Raw genomic sequence first — 13,986 nt, forward strand, 5'->3', positions numbered from 1 at the left:
GCAGATCAACCTCTTGCTCACTGCCACTATGAGCAAAAGATTGAATAACAATATAAGGATAAGTGGGGGATAGAAGCTACAAGCCACAAGCTACGAGCTAGAGGTTATTTCAATGTATGGAAACCAGAGTAGATACGGGTTGCGGTAGTGAACCAGCACATGGCGCCAAATACATACGCAAGCTCTGCAAAGTAGTTGGGCAACAGGCACATCAGAATAAAACAGCCTATGGTCTCAGTGCCCTCGGTTAAACCACTCATGTAGTAAAGAGACTTGTGCTTATACACCGGATTATCTATGCCTCGTTTACCTGCCATTACAGCAAACGCCAGAAAGCTACTTCCCGTACCGATGAAAGAGAAGATCAAGAATGCACCTGCAATGGCATTCGCTTCTGGATTGGCGAGTACAAAGGCAAACGGCACCATAGAGTAGAATAAAAAGTCGAGGCTAATATCCAGAAAGCCACCGGCATCAGTGATCCCCTGCCTTCTGGCAAGTGCGCCATCTAGGCCATCACAAATCCTGTTTAACAGTATCAACAGCAGTGCGGCGGTATATTGCTCTAATGCCAATAATGGCAAAGCAAAACAACCGATAATAAAACCAAATAGGGTCGTTTGATTGGCAGTGATACCTAGGCTGTCTAAAGCCCTCGCTCCTTGCGCTAAGGGCCAACGGATAACCTTGATGCTAAAACTATCAAGCATGGCTCGTCTCCCAAGGCCAATTTAACACGCGGCTATTATCAGGGATGTCCTGTTCATCATGAGTCACCATAAGCGCAGGAACATTGGCGACCTTTAGTTGCTCGAATACCCAGTCACGAAACTGTGAGCGTAGTTGCTTATCAAGTTTACTGAAGGGTTCATCCAATAACGCTACCTCTGGCTGTGCCAATAGCATTCTGGTTAGGCTCACCCTCGCCCTCTGCCCTCCTGATATCTGCTCAGGATAGGAATATGCCAGTTGACTCAAGGAGATTTGCTCGAGCGCCTCAATAGCCTGTTGTTTTCTTTGCTCGCCTTTCACTGTGTTAGGTAGCGCAAAGGCTAAGTTCTCCCAGATATTAAGGTGTGGAAACAACAAGTCGTCTTGAAACAGTATCCCTACCTTGCGTTGATGTGCAGGTACTGAGTCCAACGGGCGTTCGTTGAGTACCACCTCTCCCTGATAAGAAAACTCTTCTGATAGATGGCCTGCGATAACATCCAATAAGGTCGATTTTCCACATCCGCTAGGTCCCATCAAAGACACGACTTCACCAGAATCAATAGTCATATTCAAACTATCAAACAACACACTGCCATCTAGTTTACGAACTGTGAGATTTTTTAGACACAGACTCATTCGACTGCAACCCCTTGAATTTGCTACGACGATATCGAGCTTGCATACGACTGCCCAATATCGCGATAAAGAAAAAGATTAATGGTAACAGCGCTTGCCACAAAGCATAGATGGCCGTTACTCGGCGATCAAAGCCACTGGATAAAGCCACTGCTTCAGTCGTCAGTGTTGAGATACGCCCCGCCCCTAAGATTAAGGTGGGTAAGTATTGAGATAGACTGACACTGATGCCAATCGCCCACGCAAACAAGATGGCAGGAAATACCTGAGGTAATTTCACCTTTAGGAACACCGATAATGGCGTTTTTCCTAGGCTCAGTGCGACGCGAGTCATCGCTTCATTGTAACTGCGCCACGGGCCATCAAGAGAAAGGTAGACAAACGGGAACGCAAAGAACATATGCGCCCAGCACACCCACAACCAATGCGCATTTCCACCGATAAACAGGGTCGTTATCTGCAATCCAAACAAGATAGAGAGCTGTGGGATTAACATAGGAATAGCGATGACATAACCGGGAACCTGCCAGCGATGTCGAATTCGGTATTCGTGTGCTATTAACGCTAGAACAACCGCAACCGTTCCAGAGACCAACGCCAAGCTTAGACTCTGCTCAATAGTGCTGACTATACCTGACCATTCATACTCCCAAAATCGAGCAGAATAACGGCTAGGAACAATATCTGGAAAGCGCCAGCGCTGGGCAAAGCTCCACACTAGCATCAGGGGAAGCATGGCTCCGGTAAGTAGAATAATTCCACTAAATAGCCCTCTCCCCGGAAGCATGACGCCACGTCGCCCAGAGATTTGCCAACCTCGAAAGCCCTTAGTAATCAACCATTCAATTGTTCGAGCAAAGGCAATGGTCAGCGTCGCTATGATAAATAGCACAATAGCGCCAGCCGATGCTCTTGGCAGTAACGTAAGATCAGGGTCGTTAAACCACTGCCATACCAGTACTGCAAAGGTCGGCGGGTTGGTAGGCCCCACAATCAATGCCACATCCACCACCGATAAGCTATAAGCCAATACCGCCAACATAGGAAAGCGCAGTTTTACCAACCATTGTACAAACAAAGATTTCCACCAAGCATGTGCTCGGCTGTAGCCCATAGAGGCGGTGATCTTTTCAGTCTTATCAATGTTCAATTGTTTAAGGATGGGAATACTCATCAATAGCAAAAAAGGCACTTCCTTAATCGCTAGCATGATGATTAACCCTAACGCGTAGGGATCATGAATGAGCAAGGCAAGCTCATGTCCTGTGGACTGATTAAGATCGTAGCCAAACAGAGCATGAATAAGGCGAACACCTAAGCCTGTCGGGTCGAACAAAAAGGCAAAGCCAATGGCAAACGCCACATGAGGAATAGAAAGCAGAGGTGATAGGGAAAGCTCAATCTTCTGCCACCAGCGAGTATTCCAACAACGCTGCAAAATGGCAAAGGCCAATACGCAGGCTAGGTAACTACTGACAATGGCAGAGAATAGGGTTAAGCCGATAGATTGCCAAACACCATTCCAAGCAAATACCTGCTTGAAACCGGTGAAAGAGAGTGAGCTCATTCCCAGTGGGGGAATGTAGCTAAGTGAAGACGAAACAACACCTAGCACTCCCGGAACTGTTGGCAATACGCACAACACAACAACCAGTGCGTAGAGAAGACGAAGCATATGCCGTTATTGCCCGTAACGCTTAAGCCATTCTTTCTCAATCAGTACTTGCCAGCTTGGATGAGGCTCATCGATGGCTTCAAATTGCTCAGAGGCTTGCGCACTTCCCTTCAGGTATTTATGTTCAAGAACAGAAGGGTCTCCCCACACGGCTAAGTCGCCTTTTTGAGATTGAGCTTCAGGGCTAAGTAAAAAGTTGATAGCGACGAGCGCTCCCTCTTTCGCTGTGGCATTCCAAGGAATAGCGAGGAAGTGAATATTTGATAGAGCACCGGCATTCATTGCATAGGGTTTAGTGCTGTATTCTAGATTTCCAGCCGCTTGCGCAGAATAAACCGCATTAGGATTAAACGTCACAGCAAGATCCAGTTGTCCGTCATCAAGCAAGCGAATCATCTCAGCAGTGCCCGCAGGGAACTGTTTACCGCTTCTCCAGGCCACACTATGAAACTCGTCTAGATAAGCCCAAAGCAATGAGCTGAGTCGAGAAAAATCTTCTTCCGTTACAGGTTTAGATAATGCAGGATCATTATTTGAAAGCTCTATAAGCAGCGCTTTTAGGAAGCTAGTGCCATGAAACTCAGGTGGTTTAGGATAGCTCAAGCGGTTTGGATTCTGTTTAGCGTAGCGGAGCATTTCGGCAAATGAAGCGGGAGGTACCGCAAGCAACTCTTCATCGTAGATAAAGACCAACTGCCCTACTCCCCACGGCGCTTCCAACCCTTCTGTTGGCTCTGAAAAATCCACCGCTACAGGCAAGGTTTTATCAACATATTGCCAATTAGGTAACGATTCGGTGAAAGGGCCAAACAACAGCTGGTTCTCTTTCATAGATTTGAAGTTTTCACCGTTAATCCACACCAGATCAATACTTCCGCCCTCACTTTTACCAACGGCTTTTTCTGCAATCAGACGAGGGGTGCTTTCTGCGATATCGGTGACCTTAACGTGCTGCAGGGTGACATCATATTGCTGCTGCAACTGCTTATTCGCCCATTGGATATAGCGGTTAATTTCTTGACTGCCGCCCCAAGCATGAAAATAGACGGTTTGTCCCTCTGCCTTTTTTTCCACTTCTTTCCAATCAAGCTCTTTCGCACCCACCCCAAACGCGGTGCAAAGCGTTAGGACTGCCGTGAGTATTTTCTTCATAATATTGTCCGTTATTTTCCGTGGCTGATGCCTTAAACGAGTGATTCCATGTAACACCTAGTTTTATGCCTAGGGCTTAATAGTAATACGTCAGCGCGGCCAAACGTAAACAATTGTTGCATCCTATAACAAAGGCTGTGAATCTAAACGTTAAAGTAACATTTATCCCCCACAAAGACCTGACATCAACCGAATTTCTTTCATTGTTTCACTACAGATAAATCTAAACGCTTATTTTTCAGACAGGCATAAAAAAGGGCAGCGAGTGCTACCCTATCAAACCTAGGTTACCGATTACCACATAAGGTCATCAGGCACGACGAAGTCCTTATAAGGATCATCTTCATCAGGCGTTTCTTCTTCAGGTTTCTGAGTTTCAACAATTGCGTCTGGTACTCGAGTCGCAATCTTCTCTGCCACAATGGTAGGAATAACCGCATAGCTCTCACCATCGCGAGCAATACTCAAGATACCTTTGATAAGCTGAGTACGAGAAAGTTCGTCAACATAAACAGACTTCACCAATGTACCATCGGTAAAGTTGTATTTGATCTCGCCCTTAGAGGTATCGATACGGTTCATATCGATAAGTTGTTTTACTTGTGCCTTAAGCTCTTTAGCTAATCGTTGCTGTTCACGCTCTTGGTTGATTTGTTTGTCACGCTCTTGTTGCGCTGCGCGGTTTTCTTCTGCAGCCGCTTTTGCTTCACGTGCTTGCACGCGAGATTTCTTAGCGCCTTTCTTTGCTTTCTTTAGCTTCTTTTCGTTTACCAAGCCAGCTTTCAGCATTTGCTCTTGAAGGGTCAGTTTTGCCATCTGTAATTCTTCTATCTATCAATTAATCTGATTAGGACTATTTTCGCATGCCTCGGGCAATTTTTCCTAATTTTTGGGTCACATAAAAAAAGCCCGCAAGCTAAGCTTACGGGCTCAAGTAACTCTAATTCATGCTAGCGAGGAATTATTCCCACTCGATAGTCGCAGGTGGCTTACCTGAGATATCGTAAACTACGCGAGAAATACCATCGATTTCGTTGATAATACGGTTTGAAACCTTACCTAAGAAGTCGTATGGCAGATGTGCCCAATGTGCGGTCATGAAGTCGATAGTTTCTACTGCACGCAGAGAAACAACCCAGTCGTATTTACGACCATCGCCCATTACGCCTACAGAGCGAACTGGCAAGAATACCGTAAACGCTTGAGATACCTTATGGTAAAGGTCTGCATTGTGCAGCTCTTCAATAAAGATAGCGTCAGCACGGCGTAGCAAGTCACAGTACTCTTTCTTCACTTCACCAAGAACACGAACACCTAGACCAGGTCCTGGGAACGGGTGACGATAAAGCATGTTATATGGAAGACCAAGCTCTAAGCCAATCTTGCGTACTTCATCTTTAAACAGCTCACGTAGTGGCTCAACCAAGCCCATTTCCATGTCATCTGGAAGACCACCCACATTGTGGTGAGATTTGATGACGTGTGCTTTACCTGTTTTAGAGGCCGCAGACTCGATAACATCAGGGTAGATAGTACCTTGCGCCAGCCATCTTGCATTCTCAAGTTTCTTAGACTCTTCATCGAATACATCAACAAAAACGTGACCAATGGTCTTACGTTTCTCTTCAGGATCAGACTTGCCTTCAAGTGCACTCAGGAAGCGCTCTTCTGCTTCTACCTTGATAATGTTTAGCCCGAAGTGGTCACCAAACATGTCCATCACTTGCTCGCCTTCATTAAGACGTAACAGGCCGTTATCTACGAATACACACGTTAGCTTGTCACCAATTGCGCGGTGAACCAGCATAGCCACAACTGATGAATCAACACCACCAGATAGGCCAAGGATCACTTCGTCATCACCTACCTGCTCTTTAATACGAGCAATAGCGTCGTCGATGATAGATTGAGATGTCCAAAGTTTTTCACAACCACAGATGTTGATCACGAAGTTTTCTAGCATACGTGCGCCTTGGCGAGTGTGCGTTACTTCTGGGTGAAATTGAACACCGTAGTATTTCTTCTCTTCGTTCGCCATAGCCGCGTACGGACAAGTATCTGTTTCAGCGATCTTAGTGAAGTCAGATGGGATTTCGACAACCTTGTCACCGTGACTCATCCATACATCTAGAAGTGCATTGCCATCTTCAGCGATTGCATCTTCGATGTTATTAAATAGAGCTGACTTTTCTACCACTTCTACTTGAGCGTAACCAAATTCACGCTCATCAGAACCGGCAACTTTACCACCCAGTTGTTCAGCCATAGTCTGCATGCCGTAACACACACCTAGAACTGGAACACCTGAGTCAAAAACGTATTGTGGAGCACGCGGAGAATTTTCTTCTGTCACACTCTCTGGGCCACCAGAAAGAATGATGCCGTCAGGGTTGAATTCACGGATATCCGATTCTTCTACATCCCAGCTCCAAAGCTCACAGTAAACACCAATTTCACGAACGCGACGGGCAACAAGTTGAGTGTACTGAGAACCAAAATCAAGGATCAAAATACGCTGGTCATGGATATTCTTAGTCATTTAGAAATCTCAATAGTATTAGATGGATGGAGGCAAATGGCCTCCAAAACTTTAAATAATGTAAACGTCTCTTTCTGTCAAAAGAGTTTCTAGGGTGATAGTTGCTAAGCTGAATGCCTTGAAATCAAGGAGAAGGCGCACAGCTTACACAAGTAAATGAGCACCTTCGACGAAGAGTTCGAAGCAGTCAGCGACGCAAATATTAACCTAGACGGTAGTTTGGAGCCTCTTTGGTGATCTGAACATCATGAACGTGAGATTCATTTAGACCAGCACCAGAAATACGAACAAACTCAGCTTTAGTACGCATGTCTTCAATCGTTGCTGAGCCAGTTAGGCCCATGCTCGAACGTAGACCGCCCATTTGCTGATGAACGATCTCTTTTAGACGACCTTTATAAGGTGTGCGACCTTCGATACCTTCTGGTACCAACTTGTCTGCTGCGTTATCCGTTTGGAAGTAACGGTCTGAAGAGCCTTGAGACATAGCGCCAAGTGAACCCATGCCGCGGTATGACTTATAAGAGCGACCTTGATAAAGGATAACCTCACCCGGAGCTTCTTCTGTACCTGCAAACATAGAGCCAACCATCACACATGATGCACCAGCTACAATTGCCTTACAGATGTCACCAGAGAAGCGGATACCGCCGTCTGCAATAACTGGAATATCGAACTCAGCAGCAACTTCAGCTGCATCAGCAACTGCTGTTACTTGAGGAACACCAACACCGGTAACAATACGAGTAGTACAAATTGAACCTGGGCCGATACCTACTTTCACTGCGCTTACGCCAGCTTCAATAAGAGCGCGGGCACCAGCACCCGTAGCAACGTTACCACCAATGATCTCAAGATCTGGGTGTGCTGCGCGAGTTTCACGGATGCGGCTTAATACGCCTTCAGAGTGACCGTGTGAAGAGTCAATAAGTAGAACATCAACGCCAGCTTCAACAAGAGCAGCAACGCGCTCTTCGTTACCAGCGCCTGCGCCAACCGCAGCACCAACACGTAGACGACCACGTTCGTCTTTACATGCATTAGGCTTGCGCTCAGCTTTATGGAAATCTTTTGCTGTGATCATGCCACGCAGTTTGAAGTCGTTATTTACAACAAGAACTTTTTCAACGCGAGCTTCATGCATCTTCTCTTGAACTTCTTCAGGAGATGCACCTTCTTTAACAGCGGCTAGGTTTTCTTTTGGCGTCATTACTGCTGAAACAATTTTGCTCATATCAGTAACAAAACGAATATCACGGCCAGTGATGATACCCACTAACTCTTGATTATCAGCAACAACAGGGAAACCGGCAAAGCCATGCTTTTCAGTTAGCTTAAGTACTTCTTCGATGGTTTGCTCTGGACGAACCGTCACAGGGTCAGAAACGATACCAGCTTCGTAGATCTTAACCTGACGAACCATCTCAGCTTGCTGCTCGATAGACATGTTCTTGTGAATAAAACCAATGCCGCCTTCTTGAGCTAATGCGATAGCCAAGCGAGCTTCTGTAACTGTATCCATAGATGCAGAAATCATTGGTATATTAAGGTTAATATTCTTCGTCAAGCGGGTGCGAAGATCCGCTGTATTTGGGAGAACGGTGGAGTGTGCTGGAACCAGTAGGACGTCGTCGAAGGTCAGCGCTTCTTTGGCAATACGTAACATTTGCAATATCTCACAACAATAGATGTTTAAGGTAGAGGACCCAACTGTTTACATGATTTGTAAATCGGTTGGATTGATATTGCGGAGGGAGTATACACAGAGCGCAATCGTTTGGCCACACATATCTTGAAATTAAATTTGCGCTTTACCCCTTGCTGTGTATTATATTGGCGCTATCCTCCATACTCACGTCTGACGAGTGTCATTTTGCCTTCCCCGCAATCTAGCAACATCTTTACTGTTTCACGCCTTAATGCCGAAGTCCGCTTACTCCTTGAGAACGAAATGGGTGTAGTTTGGTTAATTGGCGAAGTCTCAAATTTCTCAGCTCCTGTATCCGGTCATTGGTACCTGACACTCAAAGATTCACGTGCCCAAGTCAAATGCGCAATGTTCAGAGGCAATAATCGCCGAGTGACCTTCCGCCCTGAAAACGGCAAGCAAGTGCTGGTAAAAGCTAGGCTCTCTCTGTACGAACCTCGTGGCGATTATCAGTTGATCATTGAATCAATGCAGCCAGAAGGCGATGGACGACTACAGCAGCAGTTCGAACAGTTAAAGATGCAACTTGCGGCCGAAGGATTGTTTGCCCAATCAAACAAGCTAACCATACCTGAGCACCCAAAGCACGTTGGTGTAATTACCTCTGCAACGGGCGCCGCCCTACATGACATTCTGCAAGTACTGAAGCGACGCGACCCTAGCCTTCCTGTCATCATCTACCCGACTATGGTACAAGGTGATGCGGCAGCGATTAGCATTGCTCAAGCGATTGGGCTCGCCAACGAACGCGACGAATGTGATGTATTGATTGTTGGACGCGGGGGCGGTTCACTAGAAGATCTTTGGTGTTTCAATAATGAAATCGTGGCACGAACCATTGCCTCAAGTCAGATCCCTATTATTAGTGCGGTAGGGCATGAAGTGGATGTCACTATAGCCGATTTCGTGGCTGATCTGCGTGCTGCCACGCCATCAGCTGCAGCCGAATTAGTGAGCCGAGATCAAAGCTTTAAACTGCAAGGCATTCTAGCGAAGCAAAAACAGCTCATGAATGCGATAAATCGCTATATTAGCCAACAGCAGCAGCAAGTCTTGATCCAACAACATCGGCTGGAAAAGCTTCATCCAAAGCATCAACTGCAAAAGCAAAGCCAGCAGTTAGATGAAAAAGAAGCCCAGTTAAAGCGAGCCATGCTTGATCAAATAAGCACGGCTAAGCAACGCCTTACTCGCTTGCAGATGCAACTAGAGATGCATGCTCCTGCAAATAAGATAGCGAAAAAGCAACAAACTCTTAGCCATTTAGAGCAAAGGCTAAACAAGGCCATCGAAACACAAGTGCGACAAGAAAGGCATCAGTTTGAGCTGCTTACCGAAAAGCTGGATGCGGTAAGCCCGCTAGCGACTATGCGCCGAGGTTATTCGATTTCGACTAAGCAAGGTAAAGTGGTCACTCAATCTCAGCAATTGAAAACAGGTGACACCTTAGTCACACGCTTTGCCGATGGTGAGGTGACCTCTAGCGTACAATCCGTCACGCCTTCTGAAGATTAATCGATGTTCTTAAATTCAAACCGAGCTCGAGACTTGCTCTTGAGCTCATTGCAACTTGCGTTACAAAAATAGCTTTCCGCACCACAGGCTTGTAGCTTTTCCAACTCAGCATCACAATCAGGGCAAAAGGCCAGTTTCTTATAGTGTGACTGGCAATCAGCGCAATAATATTGACCATCCCAATCCAATTCTTTACTACACTCAGGGCAGATATTCTGTGACATAGAGAACCTCTCAACTCTCAAACATTAACTGATGCTAATGTATCATGAGATAGGGAGATGTTTCTATTATGAGCCTGTTTTATCAAAAGCATCTTCTTACAGCGTTTATGTGATCTTTGTTTGATCTTCTACTTTATTGGTCGTGATCAGCGATCTACCTAAAAAAGAACATTTATATAACCACACACCGAAAGCATAAGTTACATATGCTGTTTATGGATTTAAAACAGGATATAACACCACTCAGTCAAGTTAAAAGCCCAATATCAGAGAATCATAAAAAGATCATCTAAACAGAGAAATCCAAAAACAGCCAGATTACGGGTATAAAAAAACCGCTTCAGTAACTGAAGCGGTTCTATTAAATGCTTGGTCGATTACTTCTTGCTACGGCCTCGAAGCATCTCAGAAAGGCGTTTCTTCTTACGCTCTTGTGAGATAGTCATCTTGCTAGTCTTACCTTCAAACGGGTTTTCACTGCTTTGGAACTGGATACGAATTGGCGTACCCATGATCTCCAACGAACGACGGTAGTAGTTCATTAGGTAGCGCTTGTAAGAAGCCGGTAGATCATTCACCTGGTTACCGTGAATAACCACGATTGGTGGGTTATAACCACCTGCGTGCGCGTACTTAAGCTTAACGCGGCGACCACGCACCATAGGTGGTTGGTGATCATCCGTTGCCATCTTCATGATACGGGTCAGAACTGATGTACCTACACGAGTCGTCGCAGACTTATAGGCTTCTTGTACTGATTCAAATAAGTTACCCACGCCAGTGCCGTGTAAGGCAGAGATGAAGTGAATGCGTGCAAAGTCAACAAAGCCTAGGCGACGATCCAGTTCTTTCTTAACGTGCTCTTTAACGTCAGTATCCAGTCCGTCCCACTTGTTAACGGCAATAACAATAGAGCGACCTGCGTTTAGCGCAAAGCCTAGTAGGCTTAGATCTTGATCCGAGATGTTCTCACGAGCATCAATCACTAATAGTACAACGTTGGCATCTTCTACCGCTTTTAGCGTCTTGACCACTGAGAATTTCTCAACGGTTTCATTGATACGCCTACGACGACGAACACCTGCAGTATCAATCAATACATACTCACGCTCATCACGCTGCATTGGAATGTAGATAGAGTCACGAGTTGTGCCAGGCATGTCATACACGACCACACGTTCTTCACCCAAAATGCGGTTAGTCAGTGTCGATTTACCTACGTTAGGACGACCAATAATCGCCAGTTTAATTGGCTGATCTTGTAGGCGCTTAAATTCTTGTTCCGCTTCTTCTTCGGTGTACTCAAGCTTCTCTTCTTCTTCGTCTTCGAAGCCAGTGAGATCTTCAATTTCACCTTGTTCTTTTAATAGAGCTTCAGCGAAAGGATTCAAAGCACGGTCGATCAATGCACTCACACCACGGCCATGAGCGGCTGCAATTTGATACATGTCATCAACGCCTAACTGCCAAAATTCAGCACTTGCCGCATCAGCATCAATACCATCAACTTTGTTGACCACCAGCATAGCTGGCTTCTCAATACGACGTAAATGTTGAGCAATCGCCTCATCAGATGCTGTTAAGCCAGCACGGCCATCAACCATGAACAGTACAACGTCAGCTTCATCAATCGCTGCTAGCGACTGCTCGGCCATTTTGGTTTCCACACCTTCTTCAGTACCATCAATACCGCCGGTATCGATAACGATAAACTCATGCTCACCAAGCTTAGCTCGGCCGTATTTTCTATCACGCGTCAGACCAGGAAAGTCTGCCACTAGTGCATCGCGAGTACGAGTTAGGCGGTTGAATAGTGTGGATTTTCCTACGTTAGGACGCCCTACAAGCGCAACAACTGGAACCATAATGACCTCAAAATAAAAAGCGTTATGTAGCTATAGGTAAGAAGAGCGGTTAATCCCTGCTTACCTATAACTACACTAAAATTAATAACAAAACGGCTCTTAACTGTTTCCAGTCAAGAGCCAATTGTGAATTATATCACGTTATTCGAACGTCGGGAGATCTAATTGATCTTCAGCATCTTGACGTCGCCATTACGCGTTGTGATAACAAAGCCGTCTTCAACCTCAATAGGAGCGACAGCAAAGCCACTATCATGCTCTAACTGCTGGGAGATAAACTCACCGGTATTGCGATCTAACCAATACAAATAGCCTTCGCTATCACCCAATACGATCTTACGATCTATGATGCTAGGTGCAGTAAGCAAGCGATATTCAAGCTCACGGTTTTGCCAAAGCTCAGTACCACTTCGTGCATCAACAGCAACCACATAGTCTTTGTCTGTAATCAAGTAGATATTGCGACCGTCTGTCGTCATATCTTGCGCAGAAGAGTAATTACGCTTCCATGCAGGAGAACCAGAACGAAGATCGATTGCTACCAGCTGTCCATTGATACCAATGGTGTACAACATACCGCCGACAATTAGTGGCTTGGCATCAGAATCAACTAGGCGATCAATCTCTGTCGCGCCTTTTGGCGTTCCTACCGGTTGCTGCCAAATCATCTGGCCACGCTCTACGATAGCAGCAGCGAGACGACCATTAGCCGTACCCCAGAAAACACCACCAGAAACGGCAACAGGAGCACTGGTTCCACGTAGTGTTAAGTTTGGCACTTCGGTGCTCACTGTCCACATTTCGTTGCCTGTTTCTTCCTCTAGGGCTACGAGAGCACCGCGAGTAGTGTGAACAAGCACTAGGTTGGCGTCAGTTTCAGGTACAGATAGCACCTCACCATCCACTTCCACACGCCACTTCTCTTCACCCGTTTCAGCATCAAGCGAGATCATCTCGCCATTTTCAGTACCGATGAACAGTTGTCCGTATGAAGCCTTGATTCCACCAGATAGACGAGCGGGTACGTCTTTCTCAAGATCCACAGTCCAAATTTTATCGCCAGACTCAGGATCCAATGCCATTACCTCGCCATCACGGCTGGCAACAAACACTTTATTGTAGGCGTAAGCCGGAGTGAGCTTTGAGAAGTACTGCCCTACACCATCACCCACAGAGGTTGACCATACAACGTCCGGTGTAAATTGACTCTCTACTACAGGCACAGGGGCCATGATAATAGTGTCTTCTTCACTAGCACAGCCGACAATAGCAGTTGCAACAACTGCAATAAGTGTTCGACGAAGCCACTTGTTAGTTAGCATGCAATGCAGTCCTATTTCGCTAGGTCATCAAGTTTGAACTGGATAGTTTGGCTCGCATCTGTCGCTTGTTGTGCTTCAGAGTAAGCCGTTAAAGCGCCTTCGCTATCGCCATTGCGTAGCAGTAAATCGCCTTTCAGTTCAGCAACGCGACCTTCCCAACCTGCAACTTGCATTGCTGAAAGGTCTGCAATTGCGCCATCAATATCGCCAGTTTCCGCTTTAACACGTGCCACACGCAGTGTAATGACAGGTACAATTGCATCATCTTTGGTATTGGCTTTCGCCCACTCTAGCTGTGCTAATGCTTCTTTATATTCTGCTGCAGCAACTTGAGCTTGTGACAACTGCAGGGCAGCAAGCACTGCATACTCACGATCCGCGTTATCATTGATAAAGGTTTGCACTTGCTCAGTGGCATCAAGACCTTGAGCTTGCAACGCTTGAATGGATTTACCATAAGCATCTGATGCAGCCTCTTGGCCAGAAACCACTGAATCTTGGTAGTAACGCCAGCCAAATAGGCCACCAAGACCAATCACAGCACCCAAGATGACTGCTTTACCGTTCTCTTTCCACCAATCCTTGATGGCTTCAACTTGTTGTTCTTCGCTATCGTACAATTCCACGACCGATCCT

12 protein-coding genes are annotated in these 13,986 nt (G+C 46.0%); 1 reads left to right on the forward strand and 11 read right to left on the reverse strand.

What is annotated here, in order from left to right:
- Positions 1-104 precede the first annotated feature (104 nt).
- The 7 genes from D5I41_RS19335 to guaB form a co-directional block, all read right to left on the reverse strand.
- Positions 105-710 carry a CDP-alcohol phosphatidyltransferase family protein gene (locus D5I41_RS19335; protein WP_119011211.1) on the reverse strand — a complete coding sequence of 202 codons (606 nt, stop codon included), beginning with the start codon at positions 708-710 and terminating at the stop codon, positions 105-107.
- Entirely contained in the window at positions 703-1,350 is a 648-nt protein-coding gene (locus D5I41_RS19340) for an ATP-binding cassette domain-containing protein (protein ID WP_119011212.1), read from the reverse strand. The genes D5I41_RS19335 and D5I41_RS19340 overlap by 8 nt, the downstream gene beginning before the upstream one ends.
- On the reverse strand, positions 1,316-3,025 hold the full coding sequence (locus D5I41_RS19345; protein WP_119011213.1) for an ABC transporter permease: 1,710 nt from the start codon (positions 3,023-3,025) through the stop codon (positions 1,316-1,318). The genes D5I41_RS19340 and D5I41_RS19345 overlap by 35 nt, the downstream gene beginning before the upstream one ends.
- 6 nt (positions 3,026-3,031) lie before the next feature.
- Positions 3,032-4,177 carry an ABC transporter substrate-binding protein gene (locus D5I41_RS19350; protein ID WP_119011214.1) on the reverse strand — a complete coding sequence of 382 codons (1,146 nt, stop codon included), beginning with the start codon at positions 4,175-4,177 and terminating at the stop codon, positions 3,032-3,034.
- Between the two features lie 294 nt (positions 4,178-4,471).
- Positions 4,472-4,993: a DUF2058 domain-containing protein gene (locus D5I41_RS19355; protein ID WP_119011215.1), complete on the reverse strand. Its 522-nt coding sequence runs from the start codon at positions 4,991-4,993 to the stop codon at positions 4,472-4,474.
- A 145-nt stretch (positions 4,994-5,138) separates the two neighbouring features.
- Complete coding sequence (guaA, locus tag D5I41_RS19360; protein ID WP_119011216.1) at positions 5,139-6,716, reverse strand: glutamine-hydrolyzing GMP synthase; 1,578 nt, start codon at positions 6,714-6,716, stop codon at positions 5,139-5,141.
- Between the two features lie 202 nt (positions 6,717-6,918).
- The gene (guaB, locus tag D5I41_RS19365; RefSeq protein WP_119011217.1) at positions 6,919-8,382 is read right to left on the reverse strand and encodes an IMP dehydrogenase; all 1,464 of its coding nucleotides are present in this window, start codon (positions 8,380-8,382) and stop codon (positions 6,919-6,921) included.
- A 207-nt stretch (positions 8,383-8,589) separates the two neighbouring features.
- On the opposite strand from guaB, the gene xseA reads away from it, so the two are divergent.
- Entirely contained in the window at positions 8,590-9,939 is a 1,350-nt protein-coding gene (gene xseA, locus D5I41_RS19370) for an exodeoxyribonuclease VII large subunit (RefSeq protein WP_162892867.1), read from the forward strand.
- Here the strand turns inward: xseA and D5I41_RS19375 are convergent.
- The 4 genes from D5I41_RS19375 to D5I41_RS19390 all read right to left on the reverse strand — a co-directional run bounded on the left by D5I41_RS19375 (position 9,936) and on the right by D5I41_RS19390 (position 13,976).
- The gene (locus tag D5I41_RS19375; protein ID WP_119011218.1) at positions 9,936-10,163 is read right to left on the reverse strand and encodes a zinc ribbon domain-containing protein; all 228 of its coding nucleotides are present in this window, start codon (positions 10,161-10,163) and stop codon (positions 9,936-9,938) included. The genes xseA and D5I41_RS19375 overlap by 4 nt on opposite strands.
- A gap of 377 nt (positions 10,164-10,540) precedes the next feature.
- Entirely contained in the window at positions 10,541-12,028 is a 1,488-nt protein-coding gene (gene der / locus D5I41_RS19380) for a ribosome biogenesis GTPase Der (RefSeq protein ID WP_119011219.1), read from the reverse strand.
- A 161-nt stretch (positions 12,029-12,189) separates the two neighbouring features.
- The gene (bamB, locus tag D5I41_RS19385; RefSeq protein WP_119011220.1) at positions 12,190-13,350 is read right to left on the reverse strand and encodes an outer membrane protein assembly factor BamB; all 1,161 of its coding nucleotides are present in this window, start codon (positions 13,348-13,350) and stop codon (positions 12,190-12,192) included.
- A gap of 11 nt (positions 13,351-13,361) precedes the next feature.
- Complete coding sequence (locus D5I41_RS19390) at positions 13,362-13,976, reverse strand: YfgM family protein (protein WP_119011221.1); 615 nt, start codon at positions 13,974-13,976, stop codon at positions 13,362-13,364.
- Positions 13,977-13,986: the final 10 nt, after the last annotated feature.

It is taken from the genome of Vibrio superstes, from assembly GCF_003569005.1.
GTDB lineage: Bacteria > Pseudomonadota > Gammaproteobacteria > Enterobacterales > Vibrionaceae > Vibrio > Vibrio superstes.